General features: G+C 67.9%; 21 protein-coding genes and 4 tRNA genes. 4 read left to right on the plus strand and 21 right to left on the minus strand.

Going from position 1 to position 24,581, the window contains the following annotated elements; translation table 11 throughout:
• Positions 1–17: 17 nt before the first annotated feature.
• From QSJ95_RS23565 to leuC, 10 genes are all read right to left on the minus strand, one after another.
• The gene (locus tag QSJ95_RS23565; RefSeq protein WP_009621056.1) at positions 18–647 is read right to left on the minus strand and encodes a phosphoribosylanthranilate isomerase; all 630 of its coding nucleotides are present in this window, start codon (positions 645–647) and stop codon (positions 18–20) included.
• Positions 648–705: 58 nt separating this feature from the next.
• On the minus strand, positions 706–1,704 hold the full coding sequence (gene truA / locus QSJ95_RS23570) for a tRNA pseudouridine(38-40) synthase TruA (protein WP_285645652.1): 999 nt from the start codon (positions 1,702–1,704) through the stop codon (positions 706–708).
• Positions 1,705–1,723: 19 nt separating this feature from the next.
• Positions 1,724–4,531 carry a motility hub landmark protein FimV gene (locus tag QSJ95_RS23575; protein ID WP_285645653.1) on the minus strand — a complete coding sequence of 936 codons (2,808 nt, stop codon included), beginning with the start codon at positions 4,529–4,531 and terminating at the stop codon, positions 1,724–1,726.
• Positions 4,532–4,699: 168 nt separating this feature from the next.
• Complete coding sequence (locus QSJ95_RS23580; RefSeq protein WP_009621050.1) at positions 4,700–5,692, minus strand: aspartate-semialdehyde dehydrogenase; 993 nt, start codon at positions 5,690–5,692, stop codon at positions 4,700–4,702.
• Between the two features lie 104 nt (positions 5,693–5,796).
• On the minus strand, positions 5,797–6,957 hold the full coding sequence (locus QSJ95_RS23585; RefSeq protein WP_285645654.1) for a type IV pilus assembly protein FimV: 1,161 nt from the start codon (positions 6,955–6,957) through the stop codon (positions 5,797–5,799).
• A gap of 226 nt (positions 6,958–7,183) precedes the next feature.
• Positions 7,184–8,296 carry an aspartate-semialdehyde dehydrogenase gene (asd, locus tag QSJ95_RS23590; protein WP_009621046.1) on the minus strand — a complete coding sequence of 371 codons (1,113 nt, stop codon included), beginning with the start codon at positions 8,294–8,296 and terminating at the stop codon, positions 7,184–7,186.
• Positions 8,297–8,379: 83 nt separating this feature from the next.
• A complete protein-coding gene (leuB, locus tag QSJ95_RS23595; RefSeq protein ID WP_074984791.1) occupies positions 8,380–9,462 on the minus strand; it encodes a 3-isopropylmalate dehydrogenase in 1,083 nt (360 codons plus the stop codon).
• A gap of 73 nt (positions 9,463–9,535) precedes the next feature.
• Positions 9,536–10,300 (minus strand): class I SAM-dependent methyltransferase, encoded by a 765-nt coding sequence (locus QSJ95_RS23600; protein ID WP_285645660.1) that lies wholly within the window; start codon positions 10,298–10,300, stop codon positions 9,536–9,538.
• Between the two features lie 32 nt (positions 10,301–10,332).
• Complete coding sequence (gene leuD / locus QSJ95_RS23605; protein ID WP_058072017.1) at positions 10,333–10,977, minus strand: 3-isopropylmalate dehydratase small subunit; 645 nt, start codon at positions 10,975–10,977, stop codon at positions 10,333–10,335.
• An 11-nt stretch (positions 10,978–10,988) separates the two neighbouring features.
• Positions 10,989–12,416: a 3-isopropylmalate dehydratase large subunit gene (gene leuC / locus QSJ95_RS23610; protein ID WP_009621042.1), complete on the minus strand. Its 1,428-nt coding sequence runs from the start codon at positions 12,414–12,416 to the stop codon at positions 10,989–10,991.
• Positions 12,417–12,623: 207 nt separating this feature from the next.
• Here leuC and QSJ95_RS23615 point away from each other — a divergent pair, with 207 nt between their 5' ends.
• Positions 12,624–13,517 (plus strand): LysR family transcriptional regulator, encoded by an 894-nt coding sequence (locus QSJ95_RS23615; protein WP_043267485.1) that lies wholly within the window; start codon positions 12,624–12,626, stop codon positions 13,515–13,517.
• A 52-nt stretch (positions 13,518–13,569) separates the two neighbouring features.
• Here the strand turns inward: QSJ95_RS23615 and QSJ95_RS23620 are convergent, their stop codons facing one another.
• Positions 13,570–14,016 (minus strand): Hsp20 family protein, encoded by a 447-nt coding sequence (locus QSJ95_RS23620; protein ID WP_043313526.1) that lies wholly within the window; start codon positions 14,014–14,016, stop codon positions 13,570–13,572.
• 145 nt (positions 14,017–14,161) lie between these two features.
• Between QSJ95_RS23620 and QSJ95_RS23625 the strand changes: the two genes are divergently transcribed.
• Positions 14,162–14,908, plus strand: a complete 747-nt coding sequence (locus tag QSJ95_RS23625) for an SDR family oxidoreductase (protein WP_285645668.1) — start codon at positions 14,162–14,164, stop codon at positions 14,906–14,908.
• Positions 14,909–15,536: 628 nt separating this feature from the next.
• Here QSJ95_RS23625 and QSJ95_RS23630 read toward each other — a convergent pair.
• From QSJ95_RS23630 to QSJ95_RS23675, 10 genes are all read right to left on the minus strand, one after another.
• Complete coding sequence (locus QSJ95_RS23630) at positions 15,537–16,496, minus strand: tRNA dihydrouridine synthase (RefSeq protein ID WP_285645670.1); 960 nt, start codon at positions 16,494–16,496, stop codon at positions 15,537–15,539.
• 66 nt (positions 16,497–16,562) lie between these two features.
• Positions 16,563–17,006, minus strand: coding sequence for an acyl-CoA thioesterase (locus QSJ95_RS23635; protein WP_043267492.1), 444 nt, complete (start codon positions 17,004–17,006; stop codon positions 16,563–16,565).
• A gap of 97 nt (positions 17,007–17,103) precedes the next feature.
• Entirely contained in the window at positions 17,104–17,949 is an 846-nt protein-coding gene (locus QSJ95_RS23640; protein ID WP_285645672.1) for an alpha/beta fold hydrolase, read from the minus strand.
• Positions 17,950–17,971: 22 nt separating this feature from the next.
• A complete protein-coding gene (locus QSJ95_RS23645; protein WP_043267950.1) occupies positions 17,972–18,511 on the minus strand; it encodes a TetR/AcrR family transcriptional regulator in 540 nt (179 codons plus the stop codon).
• A 195-nt stretch (positions 18,512–18,706) separates the two neighbouring features.
• Positions 18,707–18,782: transfer RNA gene (locus tag QSJ95_RS23650), tRNA-Glu, on the minus strand.
• Positions 18,783–18,824: 42 nt separating this feature from the next.
• Positions 18,825–18,900, minus strand: a tRNA-Ala gene (locus QSJ95_RS23655).
• Positions 18,901–18,945: 45 nt separating this feature from the next.
• Positions 18,946–19,021 (minus strand) — tRNA-Glu (locus QSJ95_RS23660).
• A 53-nt stretch (positions 19,022–19,074) separates the two neighbouring features.
• Positions 19,075–19,150 (minus strand) — tRNA-Ala (locus QSJ95_RS23665).
• A 276-nt stretch (positions 19,151–19,426) separates the two neighbouring features.
• On the minus strand, positions 19,427–20,911 hold the full coding sequence (gltX, locus tag QSJ95_RS23670; RefSeq protein WP_058072026.1) for a glutamate--tRNA ligase: 1,485 nt from the start codon (positions 20,909–20,911) through the stop codon (positions 19,427–19,429).
• A 49-nt stretch (positions 20,912–20,960) separates the two neighbouring features.
• On the minus strand, positions 20,961–21,881 hold the full coding sequence (locus QSJ95_RS23675) for a LysR family transcriptional regulator (protein ID WP_281688587.1): 921 nt from the start codon (positions 21,879–21,881) through the stop codon (positions 20,961–20,963).
• Positions 21,882–21,989: 108 nt separating this feature from the next.
• Between QSJ95_RS23675 and QSJ95_RS23680 the strand changes: the two genes are divergently transcribed.
• Positions 21,990–23,024, plus strand: coding sequence for an HlyD family secretion protein (locus tag QSJ95_RS23680; protein WP_043313521.1), 1,035 nt, complete (start codon positions 21,990–21,992; stop codon positions 23,022–23,024).
• On the plus strand, positions 23,014–24,579 hold the full coding sequence (locus QSJ95_RS23685; protein WP_009621031.1) for an MDR family MFS transporter: 1,566 nt from the start codon (positions 23,014–23,016) through the stop codon (positions 24,577–24,579). Before QSJ95_RS23680 ends, QSJ95_RS23685 begins: the two co-directional genes overlap by 11 nt.
• Positions 24,580–24,581: the final 2 nt, after the last annotated feature.

The raw sequence follows: 24,581 nt of genomic DNA on the forward strand, positions 1-24,581 counted from the left end.
CTGCCGTCACATGCACCTCACCGGGAATCCGCCTCGCGGCAGCGGCGGATGAAGGCGCGGATCTTCTCGGCGTCCTTGATTCCCTTGCTCGCCTCCACCCCGCCGCTGACGTCCACGGCATAGGGGCGCACCTGGCGGATCGCCGCGGCGACGTTGTCGGCGTTCAGGCCGCCGGCCAGCACCAGCGGGCGCGGCAGGGCTTCGGGAATCAGGGACCAGTCGAAGGCCGCGCCGGTTCCACCGGGAACGCCCTCGACGTAGGTGTCCAGCAGGATGCCGGCGGCGCCGGGATAAAGCGCGGCCTGAGCGGCGATGTCGTCGCCGGCCTTCACCCGCAGCGCCTTCAGGTACGGCTTGTGGTAGCCCTCGCAGTCCGCGGCGCGCTCGTCGCCGTGGAACTGCAGCATGTCCAGCGGCACCGCATCAAGGATTTCCCCCAGCTCGCAGCGGCTGGCATTGACGAACAGGCCCACGCTGGTGACGAAGGGCGGCAGCGCCGCGACTATGGCGCGCGCCTGCTGCACGCTGACCGCGCGCGGGCTCCTGGCGTAGAACACCATGCCGATGGCGTCGGCGCCCGCCTCGGCGGCGGCCAGGGCGTCCTCGACACGGGTAATGCCACAGATTTTGATGCGAACGGCGGACAAGATGCGGCGACCTTCCTTCAAAGCAATCCGTCGATGGTAGCAAATGCCCCGGACAGCGTCAGCCGAGCGTATCGGGCAAAGATGAAAGGAAATGTGGCCCCAGGTAGCGCTGCGGCAGCTCGAAGGCTTCCGGGTATTCCACCCGCACCAGGTAGAGCCCGAAGGGGTGCGCGGTCACGCCGCCGGCGCGGCGGTCGCGCGCCGCCAGCACCTCGTCGACCCATTCCGGCTCCCGCTCGCCCGCCCCGACCGTCATCAACACCCCGGCGAAGTTGCGCACCATGTGGTGGAGGAAGGCGTTGGCGCGCACGTCCAGCACGATGAAGCGGCCATGCTCCAACACCTGCAGGTGGTGCACCGTCTTGATCGGCGACTTGGCCTGGCACTGCACGGCGCGGAACGAGGTGAAGTCATGGGTGCCGACCAGCTTCTGCGCCGCCGCGCGCATGCGCTCGACGTCCAGCGGCCGGTGGTTCCAGGTGACCTCCTCGGCCATGTGCGCGGGGCGGATCGGATCGTTGTAGATGACGTAGCGGTAACGCCGCGCCACGGCCGAGAAGCGCGCATGGAAGTCCGCCGGCATGACCTTGGCCCAGGTCACGCTGATATCCGCCGGCAGGTTGGCGTTGCTGCCCATCACCCAGGCCTTCAGCGGGCGCTCGACGCGGGTGTCGAAGTGCACCACCTGGCCACTGCCGTGCACCGAGGCGTCGGTGCGCCCGGCGCACATGACGCTCACCGGCTCGGCAGCCACCTTGGACAGGGCACGCTCCAGCGCTCCCTGCACCGACGGCACGCCGTCCTCCTGGCGCTGCCAGCCGCGGTAGCGCGCGCCCTTGTATTCGACGCCCAGGGCGATCCTGGTGACATCAGCGGTGGCGACTTCGCCCACCGCACTCTCGAACTCGTTCAACTGCTCAGGCCATCCGAAAAGGCAATTCAGCGGGCTATTCTGCCTGGATTGCCGCGCCCGGGCGATGCGCCGCGATCGGCGCGGCGCCGCCAGGCGCGCAATGTCCGCGCCCTGAAACGGCGATGGCAGCCCGAAGGCTGCCATCGCTTTACCTGCGACCTGCTCAGGACAGGCGTTCGAGCAGCTCGCGGGCTTCCTGCTGCTGCTGGTCGCTGCCTTCGCTGATGACCTCGTCGAGGATGTCGCGCGCGCCCTCGGCGTCGCCCATGTCGATGTAGGCACGGGCCAGATCGAGCTTGGTCGCGGCCTCGTCGGCGCCGGAGAGGAAGTCGAACTCGTCGTCCATGTCGCCCTCGTCCAGCGCGGAGTCCAGCGACGGCTCGATCTCGGGCTCCAGCGCCGCCGCCGGGCTGGCCGGCTGCTCGAGGTCGCTGGCGAGCTTGTCCAGCTCGGCGCTGACCTGGTCCAGCTGGGCCGCGAAGCTGTCGTCGGCCGGCAGCTCCTGGGGAGCCTCTTCGGGCAGCGACAGGTCGAAGTCGTCCGCCAGGCCCTCGACCGGCTTGGCCGCAGGCTCGCTCTCGGCGCCCAGGTCGAAGCTGAAGTCGTCGTCGGCGCTCGCGGCGAGCCCGGCGCCCTCCTCGCCCAGGTCGAAGAGGAAGTCCTCGTCCTTGACCGCGGGAGCCGCCGGCTCGTCCGGCAGGTCCAGGGTGAAATCGTCCAGCGCGTCGCTGGCCGTGGGTGCCGCGGGGGCGGCCTTGGCCAGATCGTCTTCCAGGTCGAGGTCGAAGGCGAAGTCGTCGTCCGACTGGGCCGGCTGGGCTGCCGCGGCGGGCTCGTCCAGGCGCAGGTCGTCGTCGAGGTCGAAGCCCTCCAGCGACAGTTCGCCGGCCTTGGCTTGCGGCTCGGCTGCGGCGTGCGGCACCTCGTCGTCGAGCTGCAGGTCGTCCAGGCCCAGGTCGAAGGCGTCGTCCAGGTCGCCGGCGGCCTGCGCGACCGGTTCGCCGGCGGGCGCATCGCCGTCGTGGGTCAGGTCGAGGTCATCGAGGCTGAAGTGATCCAGCTCGTCGCTGCTGGCTGCGGCCGCGGCCAGGCCGCCGGCCACGGCAGCCGCCGCGACCATGCCCGGGTAGCGCGACTTCAACTGCTCCACCTGCGGTTCGGCGCCGCCCAGTTCGCGCAGTTCGTTTTCCTGGCGGGCGAAGCCTTCGCGGTCGCCGATCTCGGCCAGGACCTCCATCAGCTTCAGGCGCAGGTCGGCGCGCTGCGGTTCGTCGTAGATGGCGCCCTGCAGCAGTTCGGCGGCCTGGTTGAAGCGGCCGTAGGCGATGTAGATGTCGGCCTCGCCCAGTGGATCGCTGGTCTGCGCGGCGACCTTTTCACCGGCGACCGGCGCGCTTGCCGGGGCTGCGTCCTCGTCTTCCAGGCTCAGGCTGTCGAATTCGCCGGCAGCCAGTTCCAGCGGCTCGTCCGTTCCGCTCGGGCCGGCCACGGCGGGCTCGACCTTGGCGGCCTCGGCCTGGGCCGCGCGGCGGCGCAGCAGGAGCAGCACCAGCAGCAGGACCAGCACCAGGCTGCCGCCGATGGCGGCCAGCAGCGTCGGGTTGGCCAGCAGTTCCTCGATCAGCCCCGGCTCGTTTTCGGCGGCCGGTGCAGGTGCAGCGGGCTTGGGCGCCGCCGGTTTGGGTTCGGCCGGCTTGGCGGCTGCCGGCGCGGCCGGTTGAGCGGGGGCGGCAGCCGTGGCATCGGGCTGCTGAGCCGCTGCCGGGGCGGCGGGTGCTTCGGCGCCGGGCGCCGGCGGCTGGCCGGCGGGCGCGGAGCCCGGCGCGGCGGGCTGCGGCGTAGTCGCCAGCTCGCCCTGCAACTTGGCCAGTTGCGCGTCCTTCAGCTCGATCAGCTTCTGCAGCTTGTCCAGTTGGCTCTGCAGGTCGGTCATGCGGCTCTGCAGTTCGTCGTTCTCGCGGCGGGTGCTGTCCAGGCTTTCCTGGGTGACGGCCAGCTTGTCGGAAAGCGCCTTGCCGTTCTTCGCGCCCTTGTCGGAGCCCTTGGCCTTGCCGGCTTCGCCGGAGACCAGGCGCAGGTTGTCCTTGCTCTCGGCCTGCTCGGGCGCCGCGCCGGCATTGGCGCGGCGGGTGGCGTCCAACTGGCGGGAGGAACCGGCCAGGCTGCGGCCTTCGCGCCAGGCGCTGCGCTGCTCGCGCACCTGCACGTCGGCCTCGCCCGCGGAGCGGCTGCGGATCTGCTCGGCATCGGGCAGGCGCAGCACCTGGCCGCTCTTCAGGCGGTTGATGTTGCCGTCGATGAAGGCGTCGGGGTTGAGATCCTGGATGGCCAGCATGGTCTGGTTGACGGTCACGCTGCCATCGGGCCGCGCGCGCGAGGCGATTTCCCACAGGGTGTCGCGGGAACCGGTGCGGTATTCGTTACCGTCCAGGCGGGCCTGGCGCGGCGCGCTGGCCGCGGGGGCCGGCTCCACGGCGCGGGGCGCGGCCGGGGCCACGGGCTGGCGCGCGATGGGCGCGGGCGCGGCGACCGGCGCACGCGGCGCGGCGGCGGCAGCCACCTGCGGCGAGTACAGCGGCGGGTCGAGCAGCACGGTGTATTCGCGCAGCACCCGGCCGCTGGGCCAGAGCACTTCCACGAGGAAGTTCAGGTAGGGCTCCTGCACCGGCTTGTCGGAGGTCACATGGATGACGCTCTTGCCGTTGGGCTGGACCACCGCGGTGAACTTGAGCCCGGTGAGGAAGAAGTTGCGATCGACGCCGGACTTGCTGAAGTCCTCCGGCGAAGCCAGCTTGGGAATGATCTCGCCGGCCGTCAGGTCGCGGACGTCCGTCACGTCGATATCGGCATTCAGCGGCTGGTTCAGCGCCGAGTGCAGGTGGATGTCTCCCAACCCCAGCGCATGCGCCATGCCGGTGGTCAACGCCGAAGCAGCCGCAATTGCCTGCACCAGTTTACGAAGCCGGACCATAATCTAATCCCTTGTTTTAACAGCTTTCTTCTGGATTCGAGCGTTTCGGAACAACACCTGGCGCCCGCTATGCCCGGCGTCGAAAACGCCGGGATATCCCCCCGCCAGGGCCGTCCAAGCCAGTATTGCCAAGCTAGAATGCTTCTTCAAATATTCGATAAGTATCTTTTACAGATAGTGTTTTATCAATAATGCAGCCAGGTTCGCAGCATTCAGTCCCAGGCCTTTTCGCACATTATCAGACGCAATCCACAAATTGAGGTTGCAAGGGCCGGCGGCACCCTGACGCACCCGGCCGACGTGAATGGCATCCTGGCCCAGGGCATCGCCGATCACCGTCGGGTAATCGTCCTCGACCAGCTCGATGCCCTCGGCCGCCTCCAGAGCGGCCCGGACTTCCGACAAGGCTATCGGCACGGCGCTGCGCAAGTTGAGGTTCAGGGCGTCGCCGAAGAACACCGGGGCCAACAGGCAGTCCGCCTGCACCCTGCCCTGCAGTTGCGGCAGCAGTTCGTTCAGCTCGGCGTTCAGGCGCCGCTCGATGGCGCTGTAGCCCGAGGCGTCGGCCGCACCGACCAGGCCCAGCAGGTTGAAGGCGTACTGGCGGTCGACCAGGCGCGGCTCCACCGGGCGCGCGTTGAGCAGCTCGGCGGTCTGCCGGGCCAACTCCTGCACGCCTTCGCGGCCCAGTTGCGAGGCGGACAGGCAGGCGGTCAGCGACAGTTCCTGCAGTTCGACGCAATCGCCCAGGGCGGCGACCACTTCGGCCACCTCGGCAGCCGGGGCGCAGGGTACGCGCAGCAGCGCCGGGAAGCTGAGCTCGTCCAGGCGCGCCGGGTTCAGCGCCGACAGCACCAGGGCGCCTTCCACGCTGCCGCTCAGGTCGATCACCGTGCAACCCTGGGCCAGGGCGCGCGCGGCGTGCTCGCCGGCGACCTCGGCCGAGGTGGCGAACAGCGCCAGCTTCACCTGGGCGAAGGAGAAACCGTCCAGCTCGCGCACCCGCAGGTTGCGGCCGCGGAAGGGCACGCTCTTGCCGGCGGACTCGCCGCTGGCCAGCAGGTGCAGCTCGGCCACTGGGCAATCCAGCTCTTCCAGCAATTCGACCAGCGCTTCGCCAACCAGACCGGTGGCCCCTACTACAGCAACGTCGACGGACATCGAAAATCCCATGGGCTAGAAGGAAACAAGACGCAGCACTTTACTGCCCCCTTCCCTGCCCAGGCAATCGTGCCGGTGCCCGTCGATCACCGTTCGCCTTCCCCCTATCGGGCGACTTCCTGCGCGGCGGCCGGCGCCGCCTGCGGCGTTGGGCTGCCCGCCACGGCGACCGGCGGCTCAGCCTCGGTGGGCGCGGCCTGTTGCCGCGACTGCGCTGCCAGGCGCGCCACCAGGGTGGCGATCTGCGCGTCCTTGAGTTCGATGAGCTTGTTCAGCTTGTCCAACTGGCTCTGCAGGTCACCGATCCGGCTGGTCAGCTCCTCGCCCTGGCGGCGCGCGCTGTCCAGGTCTTCCTGCAGCAGCGCCAGGCGTTCCGCGGCGGCCTTCGCCTGGGGTTGCTTCGAGGCCTGCCCGGACTGCAGGCGCAGTTGGTCGCGCACCTCCGCCACGGCAGGCGCGGCGCCGGGCGCCGCCTTGCGGGTGGCGTCCAGTGCGCGGGGGCGTTCGCGCCAGCGGGCTTCCTGGGCCTGGAAGTGGCTCACCGCCTCGGCATGCCCCTGGGCACGGGCCTGGCTGGCGTCGGGCAGGCGCAGCACGGCGCCGACCCGCGGCAGGTTGGCGTTGCCGTCGATGAAGGCCTGCGGGTTCAGCGCCTGGATCGCCCGCATGGTCTGCATTACCGAGGCATCCCCGGCCGGCCGGTGGCGGGAGGCGATGGCCCACAGGGTGTCGCCGGCGACGATGCGGTGGCTGCCCGAAGGCACCGGTGCGGCAACGCCGGGCGCCTTCACCGGCGCCGCGATGGCCGCCGACGGCGCGGCGGAAACGACCGGCGCGCTGGGCGCCTGGGCGACGGCCTGGTAGTTCGGCGGGTCGAGCAGCAGGGTGTATTCGCGCATGGCCCGCCCCTGCGGCCAGGCCACCTGCAGGACGAAATTGACGTAGGGCTCGCGCACCGGGCCGCTGGATTGCACGCGGATCACCCCGCGGCCGTTGCGCCCGACCTCCGGAGTGAAGCGCAAGCCGGAAAGGAAGACGTAGTTGGGCTCCATGCCCAGCCGCTCGGCCTCCTGCTGCGGCACCAGACTGACCTTGAGGTCATCGGCGCCGAGATCGCCCATGCCGCGCAGCTCGATCCGCGCATCCAGCGTCTGGCCCAGCGCGGCCTGCGAAGCGATATCCCCCAGTTCCAGCGCGCTGGCGCGTGCTGGCAGGAAAGCGGCCGCGACGGCGGCGGCCAGAAATACGTGCGCGAAGCGGAACATCCCCATCCCCTGCTGTCGATGACTCCCCCGGCGGCCCCAACCCACCGGCCGGCCCGAACGGGCCGGGCAGCGAGGATAATCACAGGGCGCCAGACGCCAGCCCGCGCTCCGTCACAGAAAACGACACCGGCGCCGGCGACTTCGCCGTTCTGTCGAGTGATCGACTTTTTCCGCCTGTACAAAGCAAGACGCCGGCACAGGGCCGGCGTCTTCGGGGAGGCTGCGATCAGCGCTCCAGCAGGATGCGCAGCATGCGCCGCAGCGGCTCGGCCGCGCCCCACAGCAGTTGGTCGCCGACGGTGAAGGCGCCGAGGTACTGCGAGCCCATGTTGAGCTTGCGCAGGCGGCCGACCGGGACGCTCAGGGTGCCGGTGACGGCGGCGGGGGTCAGCTCGCGCATGCTGGCTTCGCGCTGGTTGGGGATCAGCTTGACCCAGGGGTTGTGCTGGCTGATCAGGCCTTCGATGTCGGTCAGCGGCACGTCCTTGTTCAGCTTGATGGTCAGCGCCTGGCTGTGGCAGCGCATGGCGCCGATGCGCACGCAGATGCCGTCCACCGGGATCGGGTTCTTGAAGCGGCCGAGGATCTTGTTGGTCTCGGCCTGGCCCTTCCACTCCTCGCGGCTCTGGCCGTTGGGCAGTTCCTTGTCGATCCAGGGGATCAGGCTGCCGGCCAGGGGCGCGCCGAAGTGCTCGGTGGGCAGGGCTTCGCTGCGGATGGCCTCGGCGACCTTGCGGTCGATGTCGAGGATGGCGCTGGCCGGGTTGGCCAGGTCGTCGGCCACGGCGGCGTTGATCGCGCCCATCTGCTTGATCAGCTCGCGCATGTTCTGCGCGCCGGCGCCGGAGGCGGCCTGGTAGGTCATGGCGCTCATCCACTCGACCAGGCCGGCTTCGAACAGGCCGCCCAGGGCCATCAGCATCAGGCTGACGGTGCAGTTGCCGCCGATGTAGTTCTTGGCGCCGGCGTCCAGCGACTGGTCGATAACGCGACGGTTCACCGGGTCGAGGACGATCACCGCGTCGTCCTGCATGCGCAGGCTGGAGGCGGCGTCGATCCAGTAGCCCTGCCAGCCGGCTTCACGCAGCTTGGGGAAGACTTCGTTGGTGTAGTCGCCGCCCTGGCAGGTCAGGATGACGTCGAGGGTCTTGAGTTCCTCGATGCTGTAGGCGTCCTTGAGGGTGGCGATGTCCTTGCCGATGGACGGACCTTCGCCACCGACGTTGGAGGTGGTGAAGAACACCGGCTCGATCAGGTCGAAGTCCCGCTCTTCCAGCATCCGCTGCATGAGCACCGAACCCACCATGCCGCGCCAACCGATCAGACCTACACGCTTCATCGCTACTACACCTTCGAATAAGTAGTGGACCGCCGCCCCTGCCCGTTCTGTGCGGGTGCCCAGGGGCGGGCGAACCGGAGAGATTACAGATTCCGCAGCGCGGCGACTACCGCATCGCCCATTTCGCGGGTTCCGACCTTCTTGCAGCCTTCGGACCAGATGTCGCCGGTGCGCAGGCCCTGGTCGAGGACCTGGCTCACCGCCTTCTCGATGGCGTCCGCCGCGGCGCCCTGGTTGAAGCTGTAGCGCAGCATCATGGACACCGAGAGGATGGTCGCCAGCGGGTTGGCGATGCCTTTGCCGGCGATGTCCGGCGCCGAGCCGTGGCACGGCTCGTACATGCCCTTGTTGTTCGCATCCAGGGACGCTGAAGGCAGCATGCCGATGGAACCGGTGAGCATGGAAGCCTCATCCGACAGGATGTCGCCGAACATGTTGTCGGTGACCATCACGTCGAACTGCTTGGGCGCGCGCACCAGCTGCATGGCGGCGTTGTCGACGTACATGTGGCTCAGCTCGACGTCCGGGTAGTCCTTGGCCACTTCCTCGACGATCTCGCGCCACAGCTGGCTGGAGGCCAGGACGTTGGCCTTGTCCACCGAACACAGCTTCTTGCCGCGCACGCGGGCCATGTCGAAGCCGACGCGGGCGATGCGGCGGATCTCGCTCTCGCTGTACGGCAGGGTGTCGTAGGACTGGCGCTCGCCGTTCTCCAGCTCGCGGGTGCCGCGCGGCGCGCCGAAGTAGATGCCGCCGGTCAGCTCGCGGACGATGAGGATGTCCAGGCCGGCGACGATTTCCGGCTTCAGGCTGGAGGCATCGGCCAGTTGCGGATAGAGGATGGCCGGGCGCAGGTTGGCGAACAGGCCCAGTTGCGAACGGATCTTCAGCAGGCCGCGCTCGGGGCGGATGTCGCGCTCGATCTTGTCCCACTTCGGCCCGCCCACGGCGCCCAGCAGCACGGCGTCGGCCTTGCGCGCGCGCTCCAGGGTCTCGTCGGCCAGCGGCACGCCGTGCTTGTCGATGGCGGCGCCGCCGATGACGTCCTCGGTCAGCTCGAAGCCCAGCTGGAACCTGTCGTTGGCCAGCTGCAGGACCTTGACCGCCTCGGCCATGATTTCCGGGCCGATACCGTCGCCGGGGAGAACCAGAATCTGTTTGCTCATCACTTTCTTCCTTCGGAATAGGTAAAAGGCCGCAGACGCTTGCTTGCCGCCTGCAGCCTATCGCTTGCAGCTGTTACTTGTTCGCCCAGAGCACCAGCACGTCGGTGCTGAAGGAACCCTCGGCGTCGATCTCGAAATACTCGCGCACCTCAATGCCCACGGAAAGCTGCAGGGCGCGGATGGCCTGGCGCATCACCTCCGGCGTGCGCATGCGCTCGACCCAGGAGGTGAACTCCAGGCGCAGGCGCTGGCGGCTGCACGCGGTGACCGCCAGGCCCGCCTCGCCGACCAGGCGCGCCCACTCGGACGGCGAATAGTCGCGCACGTGACTGGTGTCGCGTAGCACTTCCACCGCCTGCAGGTGGGTGTCCAGCAGCGGCAGCCCGGGGGCCGCCACGTCGATGAAGCAGGCCACGCCGCCCGGCTTCAGCACCCGGCGCACTTCGCGCAGGGCCTGGCCGACGTCGCGCCAGTGGTGCGCCGAGTAGCGGCTGAAGACGAAGTCGAACTCGCCATCCTCGAACGGCAGGCGCTCGGCCACGCCCTGACGCGTGCGGATGTTGTCCAGGCCACGCTCGGCGGCGGCCGAGGCCACCACGGCGAGCATCTGCTCGGAGAGGTCGTAGGCCACCACTTCGCCGGCCAGCGGCGCGACATGGAAGCTGACGTGCCCCGCCCCGCAACCCAGGTCCAGCACGCGGGCGCCGCTGCTCGCCGACAGTCGCTTGCGCAGCTGGGCGAACTCTTCGCCCTGGGCATGCACGGCGCTGTTCAGGTAAGCGTTGGCCTGGGCGCCGAACTGGCGCTCGACCACGGCTTCGTGGCGACTCTGGGTCATGACGTTCTCCTCGCGGGGTAGTACGACGCCATTCAGGCGTCGCGGAACAACCAGGGCTGGCGCTGCCTGTAGCCGGCCTCGAAGTCGCGGATGGCGTCCGCGTCCTGCAGCGTCAGGCCGATGTCGTCCAGGCCGTTGAGCAGGCAGTGCTTGCGGAAGGCGTCCACCTCGAAGCGGTACTGCTTGCCGTCCGGGCGGGTCACGGTCTGCGCAGCGAGGTCGACGGTCAGTTGGTAGCCCTCGGTGGCCTCGCACTGCTGGAAGAGTTCGTCGACTTCCTCGTCCTTCAGGATGATCGGCAGCAGGCCGTTCTTGAAGCTGTTGTTGAAGAAGATGTCGGCGAAGCTCGGCGCGATCACCGTGCGGAAACCGTACTCGTCCAGCGCCCAGGGCGCGTGCTCGCGAGACGAACCGCAACCGAAGTTCTCGCGGGCCAGGAGCACGCTGGCGCCCTGGTAGCGCGGGAAGTTCAGCACGAAGTCCTTGTTCACCGGGCGCTTGGAGTTGTCCTGGTTCGGCTGGCCGACGTCCAGGTAGCGCCACTCGTCGAACAGGTTGGGGCCGAAGCCGGTGCGCTTGATCGACTTGAGGAATTGCTTGGGAATGATCTGGTCGGTGTCGACGTTGGCGCGGTCGAGCGGCGCGACGAGACCGGTGTGCTGGGTAAAGGCTTTCATGTTCGGTCTCCTCAGGCCTGCATCAATTCACGGACGTCGATGAAGCGGCCGGTCACCGCGGCGGCGGCGGCCATGGCCGGGCTCACCAAGTGGGTGCGGCCACCGGCGCCCTGGCGGCCCTCGAAGTTGCGGTTGGAGGTGGACGCGCAGTGCTCGCCGCTCTCCAGGCGGTCCGGGTTCATCGCCAGGCACATGGAGCAGCCCGGTTCACGCCACTCGAAGCCGGCCTCGATGAAAATCTTGTCCAGCCCTTCCCGCTCGGCCTGCGCCTTGACCAGGCCCGAGCCCGGCACCACCAGCGCCTGCTTGACGCTGGAGGCGACCTTGCGGCCCTTGGCCACGGCGGCGGCGGCGCGCAGGTCTTCGATCCGCGAGTTGGTGCAGGAGCCGATGAACACGCGGTCCAGCTGGATGTCGGTGATCGCCTGGTTGGCGTTCAGGCCCATGTACTTGAGAGCGCGGACGATGGAGTCGCGCTTGACCGGGTCGGCCTCGACGGCCGGGTCCGGCACGTTCTGGTCGACGGCCAGGACCATTTCCGGCGAGGTGCCCCAGCTGACCTGCGGCTTGATGTCCTCGGCGCGCAGCTCGACGATGGTGTCGAAGTGGGCGTCTTCATCGGAAACCAGGTCGCTCCAGGCTTCCACGGCCTTGGCCCAGTCGGCGCCCTGCGGGGCGAACGGACGGCCCTTGACGTACTCGATGGTCTTCTCGTCCACCGCCACCATACCCACGCGGGCGCCGGCCTCGATGGACATGTTGCAGATGGTCATGCGGCCTTCCATGGACAGGTCGCGGATGGCGCTGCCAGCGAATTCCAGGGCATGGCCGTTGCCGCCGGCGGTGCCGATCTTGCCGATCACCGCGAGGACGATGTCCTTGGCGGTCACGCCGAAGGGCAGCTTGCCCTCCACGCGCACCTGCATGTTCTTCATCTTCTTGGCCACCAGGCACTGGGTGGCGAGCACGTGCTCGACCTCGGAGGTGCCGATGCCGTGGGCCAGCGCGCCGAAGGCGCCGTGGGTGGAAGTGTGCGAGTCGCCGCAGACCACGGTCATGCCCGGCAGGGTCGCGCCCTGCTCCGGGCCGACCACGTGGACGATGCCCTGGCGCACGTCGTTCATCTTGAATTCGAGGATGCCGAAGTCGTCGCAGTTCTCGTCCAGGGTCTTGACCTGGATGCGCGAGACTTCGTCGGCGATGGCTTCGAGGCCGCCCTGGCGTTCGGCGCGGGTGGTCGGCACGTTGTGGTCCGGGGTGGCGATGTTGGCGTCGATGCGCCACGGCTTGCGGCCGGCCAGGCGCAGGCCTTCGAAGGCTTGCGGCGAGGTCACTTCGTGGAGGATGTGGCGGTCGATGTAGATCAGCGACGAGCCATCATCGCGGCGCTTCACCTCGTGCAGTTCCCAGAGTTTGTCGTAGAGCGTCTTGCCGGCCATCAGAGATTCCTCATCAGCGTATTTCTATGCCCCTTGGGCTTGTGGGGATGATGCTATGGTCTGTCGACGAATAACTCAAATTCATATTTTTTATTCAAAGGATTCCCAAATGGAATCCACCAGCTATAAGCTTCAAGCCACAAGCTGCAAGCGAACGCCGCAGCTTTTTTCTTGAAGCTTGCGGCTTGCCGCTTGGAGCTCCAAAAAATGGACCTGACCAGCCTCAATACCTTCCTCGCCATCGCCGAGTCCGGCAGCTTTTCCGAGGCCGGCGAGCGCCTGCACCTGACCCAGCCGGCGGTGAGCAAGCGCATCGCCGCCCTGGAAAGCCAGCTCGGCGTGCGCCTGTTCGACCGCGTCGGCCGCGAGGTGAGCCTGACCGAAGCCGGCCGCGCCCTGCTGCCGCGCGCCTACCAGATCCTCAACGTGCTGGACGACACACGCCGCGCGCTGACCAACCTCAGCGGCGAGGTCAGCGGCCGCCTGGTGCTCGCCACCAGCCACCACATCGGCCTGCACCGCCTGCCGCCGCTGCTGCGCGCCTTCACCCGGGCGCACCCGCAGGTGGCGCTGGACATCCAGTTCCTCGATTCGGAAGTGGCTTACGAGGAGATTCTCCACGGTCGCGCCGAGCTGGCGGTGATCACCCTGGCCCCGGAAACCGCCGAGCCGGTGCGCGCGGTGCCGGTGTGGGACGACCCGCTGGACTTCGTCGCCGCCCCCGAGCACCCGCTGGCCATGCAGGGCCCGGTGTTCCTCGCCGACGTGGCGCGGCACCCGGCGGTGTTCCCCGGCGGCAACACCTTCACCCATCACATCGTGCGGCGCATGTTCGAGGCCGAGGGGCTGACGCCGAACATCGGCATGAGCACCAACTATATGGAGACCATCAAGATGATGGTCTCCATCGGCCTGGCCTGGAGCGTGCTGCCGCGCACCATGCTCGACGAGACCGTCGTGCGCCTGCCGCTGCAGGACATCCAGCTCAGCCGCCAACTGGGCTACATCCTGCACACCGAGCGCACCCTGTCCAACGCCGCGCGGGCCTTCATGGCCCTGCTCGACGCCCAGGCGGTGGCGCCCATGGCCTGCGTGGTCTGAACCGGCGGAAAAGAAAAAGGCGCCTTTCGGCGCCTTTTTCATGGCTGGGTCATCAACCCTCCAGCGCCGGGCGCTGGCCGTTGATGGCGATCCGCTTGGGCTTGGCCTCTTCCGGGACGATGCGCACCAGCTCGACGCTCAGCAGGCCGTTCTTCAGCGATGCGCCGCGGACCTCGATGTGGTCGGCGAGGCGGAAGGACAGCTTGAAGGCGCGCTGTGCGATGCCCTGGTGCAGGTAGGTGACGTCGCTGGCAGCCTTCTCGCGCTTGCCGCCGCTAACGGTCAGCACATCGCGCTCCACTTGCAGCTCCAGGTCTTCTTCCTGCAGGCCGGCGGCGGCGACGACGATGCGGTACTGGTCGTCACCGTGCTTCTCGACGTTGTAGGGCGGGTAGGAACTGCCGTTCTCGCTGCGCAACGCCGATTCGAAGAGGTCGTTGAAACGATCGAAGCCGATCGACTGGCGGAACAGCGGGGCAAGAGAAAGTACGTTGCTCATGGCGAATCTCCTGAATAATCAGCAAGGTCATTGGTGGAGCCTGTCTGCAGGACTCCGGAAGCGGGACCCGGTTTCGGCCTCCCGCACGGATACAGATAGGGTCGCCTCGCAGCCTTTCAAGACCACTCGTCGAAGGAACAGCCACATGCGCAAAGTCATGCTGATCACCGGCGCCAGCCGCGGCATAGGGGCCGCCACCGCGCTGCTCGCCGCCGAACGCGGCTATGCCGTCGCCATTAACTACCACCGCCAGCGCGAAGCCGCCGACGCGCTGGTACGGCGCATCCGCGACGCCGGTGGCCAGGCCGAGGCCTTCGCCGCGGACGTCGCCTGCGAAGAGGAAGTGGTGAAGCTGTTCCGGGAACTGGACCGGGCCTTCGGCCGCCTCGACGTGCTGGTGAACAACGCCGGCATGCTGGAGCGCCAGATGCGCCTGGAAGACATGGACGCGGCGCGCCTGCAGCGGGTGTTCGCGGTCAACGTCACCGGCAGCTTCCTCTGTGCCCGCGAGGCGGTGCGGCGCATGGCGAAATCCCATGGCGGCGCGGGCGGCAGCATCGTCAATGTGTCGTCCATGGCCTCGCGCCTGGGCTCGCCCAACGAGTACATCGACTACGCCGCGGCCAAGGGCGCCATCGACAGCATGACCATCGGCCTGGCCAAGGAAGTCGCCGCCGAAGGCATCCGCGTGAACGCCGTGCGACCGGGGCTGATCGACACGGAAATCCACGCCAGCGGCGGCGAGCCAGGGCGCGTGGAGCGGCTGAAGAGCGCCATTCCGCTGGGCCGTGGCGGGGAACCGGAGGAAGTGGCGCGGGCGATCCTGTTCCTGGCCGGGGACGAGTCGAGCTACAGCACCGGGACATTCGTCGACGTCAGTGGCGGGCGGTAGGACGAGGAAACGTCATGCCTCACGGCGAACTGTAGGCGGGCCCTGCCCGCGATTCGCGCGCAGGGCGCGCTCCTACAGGGGGAATGACATCGGCGCTCGGGCTTTCCCCTCACCCCAGCCCTCTCCCGGAGGGAGAGGGGGCTAGTCCGTGCCGAGAGGAGGCCTGGCTTCAGCCGGCGATCCCTGTGCTAGCCGGCTAACGCCGAATCACCAACGGACTCCGAACACTCCCACTCCCCCCGGGAGAGAGTCAGTCCGTGCCGAGAGAAGCCCTGGTTTCAGCCGGCACCCCTGTGCTAGCCGGCTAACGCTGAAACACCAACGTACTCCGAACGGCCCCCTCTCCCTCCGGGAGAGGGCTGGGGTGAGGGGGCCACAGGCCTGCTCGCTCGATTCCGTGCCCCTACACGCTCCGTGAGGCACCGCATTTCCCCCGCACCTACATGGGAATGACGTGGGCGGGGCGGCGTAGCGGACCTTGTCCGCGATAGCCGGAACCACCGGCACGATTCGCGGATAGGATCCGCTCCTACGCCGCCCCACCCGCACCATTCCATGTAGGAGCGCGCCCTGCGCGCGAAATCGCGGGCAGGGCCCGCTCCTACGAAGAGCACCGGCGCAACCCTCCCTACGCGGCTTCTTCCACCTCGACCTGCAGCAACCGGTCGATCAGCTCGCAGTCGCTCTCGCGGCGGATCTGCGCGAACAGCTCTACCGCCTCGGGGTAGCTGCGGGTGAGCATGCCCAGCCACTGCTTCAGGCGCCCCGGCGCGTAGCGCGGCGCCAGCTTGCGCCGGGCCTGGCGCCAGAAGTCGTCGAGCAGCACGCGCACTTCGTGCCAGGGCATCGGCTGCACTTCCCGGCCCTCGCGCCAGGCGGCTATCTGCCGGGCCAGGTCGGGGCGCGAGACCAGGCCGCGGCCCAGCATGATGTCGTCGACGCCGCTGATGGCGCGGCAGCGCAGGTAGTCGTCGAGGGTCCAGACCTCGCCGTTGGCGAATACCGGCACCTTCACCGCGTCCGCCACCTTCGCCACCCACTCCCAGTGCGCCGGCGGCTTGTAGCCGTCGGTCTTGGTCCGCGCGTGGACCACCACGTGGGCGGAACCGCCGTCGGCCAGGGCGCGGGCGCAGTCCAGCGCGCCATCCGGGGACTCGTAGCCCAGGCGCATCTTCGAGGTCACCGGGATCTGCGCCGGCACCGCGCGGCGCACGGCTTCGACGATGGCGAACATCAGCTCCGGCTCCTTGAGCAGCACGGCCCCGCCGCGGGACTTGTTCACCGTCTTCGCCGGGCAGCCGAAGTTCAGGTCGATCACCGGGGCGCCCAGATCGCAGGCGTAGGCGGCGTTTTCCGCCAGGCACTGCGGGTCGGAACCGAGGAACTGCACGCGCATCGGCGTGCCGGCGCGGGTGCGGCTGCCGTGCAGCAGCTCCGGCGCCAGCTTCTCGTAGGTGGCCAGCGGATGCAGGCGATCGGTGACGCGGATGAACTCGGTGACGCACCAGTCGATGCCGCCGACGCGGGTCAGTACGTCGCGGAGGATTTCGTCGACCAGCCCCTCCATCGGGGCCAGGGCAATTTGCACGGCGGGGAACCTTTACTGTCGAAGGCGGCGAATTCTAGGGGGACTCGCCGCCCGCGCAAAGTGCCGTCAGGCCGGCGCGGCGCCAAGCAGCGCGCGGCCGTAGCCTTCGATGAACTCCACCGGCATGCGCTTGGGCCGGCCGCTGGACAGTTCGATGCAGACGAAGGTGGTGCGGGCGCGCAGCAGGGTCACGCCGTCGGCCGGGCGCACCAGTTGGAAGCGGCGGTCCATGCGCAGCTTCTGGTCGGACTCGACGATCCAGGTGGCCATCTGCAGTTCCTCGCCCTCGTAGGCGGCAGCGAGGTAGTCGATTTCGTGGCGCACCACCGCCATGGCGCGGTCGAGCCGGCGGTATTCGGCCAGGTCCAGGCCCAGGCGCTGCGAATGGCGCCAGGCGCAGCGCTCCAGCCAGCTCACGTAGACGGCGTTGTTGGCGTGGCCGAGGCCGTCGATGTCCTCGGCGTTCACGCTGATGTCGATGACGAAGGGGTCGGGCAGGTCCCAGGCCATGCACTTGCTCCAGTCCGGGGCCGGGTCCGGGGACCCGGCCGCATGATCGAAGCCGGCAGTTTACAGGGCTCGGCGGCGTCCCGCCCCTCCCCTGTCGTCAGGAGGCCAGCGCCATGGGCAGCAGATACCGCTCTTCCTGGCCTTCCAGCAGCGCCAGCACGGCGTCGCTCAGGCGCGGGTCGGCCAGCACGCGCTGGTGGCCGCCGCCTTCCAGGCGCAACAGGCGGCTGCGCGGCCAGGCCGCATGGATGTCCTGCGCATCCGCCACTGGCACTTGCGGGTCGTCCTCGGCGTGCACCACCAGCCCGGGCATATTCAGCGTGTAGCGGCTGACGTCCAGTTGCGCCGCCGGCATGCCGGTGTAGGCCTCGACCTGACGGATGAAGCGGTGCCTCGCCTCGGCCGGCAACCCCATGAAGCCGGCGAAGCGGCGCAGCACGGAGATGACCCGGCTCGGCGCGGCAATGCTGACCAGTGCCTCGGTGCGCAGCCCCATCTGCGTCGCCAGCAGGGCGCTGGCGCCGCCCATGGAATGGCCGATCACCGCGCGCAGCGGCGGCAACTCGCTGGCCGCTTCCAGCAAGGCACGGGCGAACAGCAGCGGATGGGCCTCACGCCCCGGCGAACGGCCATGGGCCGGGCCATCCAGAGCCACCACGGCATAGCCGGCGCCGACCAGTTCGCGGATCAGGTGGGCGAACTGCGTCGGCCGCCCTTCCCAACCGTGCATCAGCAGTACCGCCGGCCCCTCGCCCCAGCGCAGCGCGGAGAGGCCGAAGCGCAGGGTGATGCGGTCGGAACTGGCCAGCAGCGGCAACTCCCAGTCGCGCGGCTGCAGCGCCCGCGGCGTCATGAAGACTTCACGCATGCGGCGCGCCGCCCATTCCGGCGCCACACGCCCCAGGGTGGCGTTGACGCCACGGATCCAGGTCAAGCTGCTCATTGCCAGGCCCTCCTTCGAGGTCTCAATCCACCGCTTTCTTGGCGGCACGCAGGACACGGTCGGACAGGTCGCTCGGGCCCAGGGCCCGCGCCAATGCCAGTCCGCCCACCATCAGGGCGATGTCGGCGAGCACGGTGTCGGCGTCCTCGGGACGCTCGGCCAGCTCGGCGACCATGAGTTCGAGGTGTTCGGCCAGGGCTTCGTGGAAGCTCTCCGGCAGTTGCGCCATGTCGCCCAGGGAACTGGGGATGGGGCAACCCGGCTCCTCGCTGTCGCGGTGCTTGCGCGACAGGTAGAAGGCCGCGACCAGTTGCCGGCGCTCGCTGAATGGCATGTCCGGGTCGAAGTGCTTGAGCTTGGCCCGGCGCGAAGACAGCAGGTGGCGGAAGGCTTCCAGCATCAGCGCATCCTTGCTCTGGAAGTGCGCGTAGAAGCCGCCGACGGTCAGCCCGGCGGCGCCCATCACCTCGGCCACGCTCGGCTCCAGCGGGCCGCGGCGGACCAGAGCGTCGGCGGCCGCGCAAAGAATGCGTTCACGGGTCTGGGCCTTCTTCTCGCCCAGGCCTTTTTCGTTGCTGCCGGTCTTCGGGCTCATGACGCACTCCAAAAATATTATGATTGAAATATTATGCTCATAATAAAAATCGGCAAGCGGCGATGGCGACCGCTGGTCGGGCGAGAAGATTTTCGAAAGGGGAAAAAACAAAAGGCCACTCGAAAATTGAGTGGCCCTATAGGCCCCGCAGAGCGGGAAAATTGGCGTCCCCTAGGGGACTCGAACCCCTGTTACCGCCGTGAAAGGGCGGTGTCCTAGGCCACTAGACGAAGGGGACGTATCCTTCGAGAAAATCCGCGCCTGGCGGACTCTGGCGATTTGGTGGAGCTAGACGGGATCGAACCGTCGACCTCTTGCATGCCATGCAAGCGCTCTCCCAGCTGAGCTATAGCCCCAGATGACTCTGGCGGACGACGCGAACGCATCGTCGCTGGAATAAGTGGCGTCCCCTAGGGGACTCGAACCCCTGTTACCGCCGTGAAAGGGCGGTGTCCTAGGCCACTAGACGAAGGGGACGCAAACCTTCGATTTTCGGCTCCGCCCCGAAGTGGCGAAACCTACTGGTAATTTGGTGGAGCTAGACGGGATCGAACCGTCGACCTCTTGCATGCCATGCAAGCGCTCTCCCAGCTGAGCTATAGCCCCAAAGTACCGCTACATCTACCGTTCCGCTTCGCTCTGTCGTTCAGTTCGTCGCTGGAACGGGGCGCATCTTAGGGGCGGGAGGTAACCCTGTCAACAAGAATTTTCGACTTTTTTAAATTTTTTCTCCCAAAGAACAATCACTTAGCAAAGGAGCCCAGCTTCCCCTCCCCTGCGCCGCACCTTCGGCCCCTTAAGCCGCGGCCCGGCCCCAGGGATTATGGACATGAAAAAGGCCGGGCGCCCGGAGGCGGCCGGCCTTTTGTCAGGCGGGATCCGTCAGCCGGCGATGGCGTCGCGGATCTTCTCCCACTCCTTGGCTTCCTTCTTCGACGCCCCGCCCAGCAGTTCCAGGGCCTGGCGCAGGCGATAGCGCGACAGGTCGGCGCCGAGGATTTCCATGGCGTCGAGCACCGACACCGAGCTGGCGTGGCCGGTGATGGCCGGGAACATCAGCGGCATGACGTCGCGCAGCTTCAGGCCCAGGTGTTCGGCGACGGCCTGGATAGTCGCGGTGATGCGCTCCTTCTCCCACTGGCGCAGCGCTTCGAGCTTCCACAGCACCAGTTGCAGGACCTGGCGCACCTGGGTGGCGTCGAGCTTCTTGTGCTCGAACAGCTTGGCGTCCAGCGGCACGCCGCCGCTGAAGAAGAAGCCGGCCAGCGGGGCGATCTGGCTGAAGTTCTCCACTCGGCCCTGGACGTGGGGGGCGATCTTCATCAGGTACTCGGGGTTGAGCGCCCATTTCTGCACTTCGCGGGCGAACTCCTCGACGGATTGCTCGCGGATCCACTGGCCGTTCAGCCAGGACAGCTTCTCCATGTCGAAGATCGGCCCGCCGAGGGACACGCGGGACAGGTCGAAGTTGTCGATCATCTCCTGCAGGCTGAACTTCTCGCGCTCGTCGGGCATCGACCAGCCCATGCGGCCCAGGTAGTTCAGCAGCGCCTGGGGCAGGAAGCCCATGCGCTCGTAGAAGGTGATGGAGGTGGGGTTCTTGCGCTTGGACAGCTTGCTCTTGTCCGGGTTGCGCAGCAGCGGCATGTAGCACAGCACCGGCTGCTCCCAGCCGAAGTACTCGTACAGCTTGATCAGCTTGGGCGCCGAGGGCAGCCATTCTTCGCCGCGCAGTACGTGGGTGATGCCCATCAGGTGGTCGTCGACCACGTTGGCCAGGAAGTAGGTGGGCAGGCCGTCGGCCTTCATCAGCACCTGCATGTCCATGCGGTCCCACGGAATCTCGACGTCGCCGCGAAGCATGTCCGGAACCACGCAGACGCCCTCGGTCGGCACCTTCATGCGCACCACGTGGGATTCGCCGGCGGCGATGCGGCGCTGCGACTCTTCTTTCGGCAGGTGCATGCAGTGGCCGTCGTAGCGCGGGGTTTCCTTGCGCGCCTGCTGTTCGGCGCGGATGGCGTCCAGGCGCTCGGCGGAGCAGAAGCAGGGAAAGGCGTGGCCCTTCTCCACCAGCTCGTCGCTGTACTGCTTGTAGATGGCGCCGCGCTCGCTCTGCCGGTACGGGCCGTGCGGGCCGCCGACGTCCGGGCCTTCGTCCCACTCGATGCCCAGCCAGCGCAGGGCGTCGAAGATCTGCTGTTCCGACTCGCGGGTGGACCGCACCTGGTCGGTGTCCTCGATGCGCAGGATGAACTTGCCGCCGTGCTGGCGGGCGAAGCACAGGTTGAACAGCGCGATGTAGGCGGTGCCGACGTGCGGGTCGCCGGTGGGGGACGGCGCGATGCGGGTGCGGACAGTGGTCATGAAAGCTCTCGTGAAAACCGGAATGAAAGATGCGGACCGCGGCCCGCATTCATGGGTGCGATGTTATCAGGCGCGCCGCCCCCGGCTCCAGCCGATGGGCTTCGTCGATGGGCAGGCGGTGGATCAGGTAGTCGAGGAAGGTCTTCACCTTCATGGCCTGGAAGCGCCGCGAGGGATAGACCGCATAGAGCTCGCCGATGGGCAGTTGCACCTCCGGCAACAGGCGCTCCAGGCGGCCGCTTTCCAGTGCCACATCGACGATCAGCTCCGGCAGCGAGGCGATGCCCGCCCCGGCCAGCACCGCCTCGCGGGCGAAGGAGATGTTGTTGCAGGACAGCACGCGCAGGCAGGGCACGCTCTCGTTCAGCAGCGGCCAGTAGCGTTGCGAGTCCTGCGCCAGCAGCACCGCGCGGTGCCGCGCCAGGTCCTCGACGTGCAGCGGCCGCCCGTGCTGCTGCAGGTAGCCGGGGCTGGCGCACAGGCAGCGGCTGGTCACCAGCAGGCGGCGGGCGATCAGCGTCGAGTCCTCCGGCTGGCCGACGGTGATGGCGATGTCCACGCCCTCCTCCAGCGGATCGACGGTGCGCGAGCTGAGCTCCACTTCCGCGGTGATCTGCGGATAAAGACGCATGAAATCGCCGAGCACTTCAGCCAGGTACAGTTGGCCGAACTCGATGGGCGCGGTGATCCGCAGCAGACCCGAAGGCTCCTGCTGCAACTGCATCACCGCCTGCTCGGCCTCGGCGAAGTCGAGCATGATCTGCCGGCAGCGGTCGTAGTAGGCCTGCCCCACCTCGGTCAGGCGCAGCTTGCGCGTGGTGCGGTTGAGCAGACGCACGCCCAGGCGCTCTTCCAGCAGCGCGATGCGCCGGCTGACCGTGGACTTCTGCATGCCCAGGCTGTGGGCGGCCTGGGTGAAACTGTGGAATTCCACGACGCGGGTGAAGATCAGCGCATCATCCAGCCCCATTATTGTTCCTTATAAACAACAAAGTTTCCGAATTGTAGCGACTGCGCCCCGGCCGGGAACACTGTTACATTGCCGGGAAAAATTCTGCCAAACAAACGCTCGTTTATCATGCCCGCACAATTGAAACGCCGCCTGAGCATCTTCTTCGTCATTTTCTGCCTGGTCGCCCTGGCGTTCCTGGGCCGCTGGTACTTCATCGGCCGCTTCCAGGAAACCACCGACAACGCCTACGTCCAGGGCGAGATCACCCGCATCGCCAGCCAGTTGGGCGCGCGCATCGACCAGGTGCTGGTCACCGACAACCAGCACGTGGAAAAAGGCCAGTTGCTGGTCAAGCTGGAGGATGCCGACTTCCGCCTGGCCCTGGACCGCGCCAAGGCCGCCCTCGCCACCCACGAGGCGGAGTTGGCCCAGGCGCGCAGCAAGCTCAAGGGCCAGGGCAGCATGATCGCCGCCAGCGAGGCCGACCTGAACGCCACCCAGGCCACCTTCGGCCGTACCCAGATCGACCTCAACCGCGCCCAGACCCTGCGCAAGCCCGGCTACGTTTCCGAGGAGCGCGTCACCACCCTGACCGCCGATTCCCACGTGGCCCGCTCGCAGGTGGCCAAGGCCCAGGCCGACCTGCAGGCCCAGCGCATCCAGATCGACGCCCTGAATGCCGACATCAAGCGCCTGCAGGCGCAGATCGACGCCTCCCGGGCGGAGATCGCCCAGGCCGAGATCAACCTGGCGCGCACCGAGATCCGCGCGCCCGTCGCCGGCCTGGTCGGCCAGCGCAGCGCGCGGGTGGGCCAGTACGTGCAGGTCGGCAGCCAGCTGCTGGCGCTGGTGCCCGACGAAGGCATCTGGGTGCAGGCCAACTTCAAGGAAACCCAGGTCGGCCACATGCGCCCCGGGCAGAAGGCCCGGCTGGTCCTCGACAGCTTCCCCGACACGCCCATCGAAGGCTGCGTGGACAGCCTCTTCGCCGCCTCCGGCGCCCAGTTCAGCCTGCTGCCGCCGGACAACGCCACCGGCAACTTCACCAAGGTGGTGCAACGCATCCCGGTGAAGATCACCTTCGCCGCCGACAACCCGCTCAAGGGCCTGATCCGCCCGGGCATGTCGGTCGAGGCCGAGGTGCAGCTCGGTGAGCGCTGACGTCCTCGTCCGCCCCGCCGGGGAGCCCACCCGGCGCGACTGGATCGCCGTGCTCTCGGCGATGCTCGGCGCCTTCATGGCGGTGCTGGACATCCAGATCACCAACTCCTCGCTGAAGGACATCCAGGGCGCGCTGGCCGCGACCCTGGAGGAAGGCTCGTGGATCTCCACCTCCTATCTGGTGGCCGAGATCATCATGATCCCGCTCACCGCCTGGCTGGTGCAGCTGCTGTCGGCGCGGCGCCTGGCGGTGATGGTGTCGATCGGTTTCCTGTTCTCCTCGCTGCTGTGCTCCTTCGCCTGGAACCTGGAGAGCATGATCGTGTTCCGCGCCATGCAGGGTTTCACCGGCGGCGCGCTCATCCCCCTGGCCTTCACCCTGAGCCTGCTCAAGCTGCCGGAGCACCACCGGCCCAAGGGCATGGCGCTGTTCGCCATCACCGCCACCTTCGCGCCGTCCATCGGCCCCACCCTGGGCGGCTGGCTGACCGAGAACTTCGGCTGGGAATACATCTTCTACATCAACATCCCGCCGGGGCTGCTGATGATCGCCGGGCTGCTCTACGGCCTGGAGAAGAAGGCGCCGCACTGGGAACTGCTCAAGAGCACCGACTACGCCGGCATCGTCACCATGGCCATCGGCCTGGGCTGCCTGCAGGTGTTCCTCGAGGAAGGCCACCGCAAGGATTGGCTGGAGTCGAACCTGATCGTCGCCCTGGGCAGCATCGCCCTGGTCAGCCTGATCCTCTTCGTCATCCTGCAGACCTCGCGGCCCAACCCACTGATCAACCTGGGCATCCTGCGCAACCGCAACTTCGGCCTGGCGAGCATCTCCAGCATCGGCCTGGGCATGGGGCTGTACGGCTCGATCTACGTGCTGCCGCTGTACCTGGCGCAGATCCAGGGCTACAACGCCATGCAGATCGGCGAGGTGATCATGTGGATGGGCGTGCCGCAGCTGTTCCTCATCCCGCTGATCCCCAAGCTGATGAAGATCATCGAGCCGCGCCTGCTGTGCGCCCTGGGCTTCGGCCTGTTCGGCCTGGCCAGCTTCAGCTCCGGGGTGCTCAACCCGGACTTCGCCGGTCCGCAGTTCAACCAGATCCAGTTGCTGCGCGCCCTCGGCCAGCCGATGGTGATGGTGACCATCTCGCTGATCGCCACCGCCTACCTGCAGCCGCAGGACGCCGGCTCCGCCTCCAGCCTGTTCAACATCCTGCGCAACCTCGGCGGCGCCATTGGCATCGCCCTGCTGGCGACGCTGCTGGATAGCCGCGCCAAGGTCTACTACGACTACCTGCGCGAAGCGGTGGTGCCGATGAATGGCGCGGTGGAAGAGCGCCTGGCGCAGTTGGCCGCGCAACTGGGCAGCCAGCAGGCGGCGCTGGGCGAAGTGAGCGTGATCGTCCACCAGCAGGCGGCGATCATGGCCTACAACGACGCCTTCCACGCCATCGGCATCGTCCTTGCCGTGAGCATGCTCGCCGCCCTGCTGACGCGCCCCCTGCCCGCGGGCCTGGGCGCCCAGGCTGGAGCCGGCGCCGGCGCGCACTGAGC

The organism is Pseudomonas sp. NBRC 100443 (genome assembly GCF_030268185.1).
Classification (GTDB): domain Bacteria; phylum Pseudomonadota; class Gammaproteobacteria; order Pseudomonadales; family Pseudomonadaceae; genus Pseudomonas; species Pseudomonas citronellolis.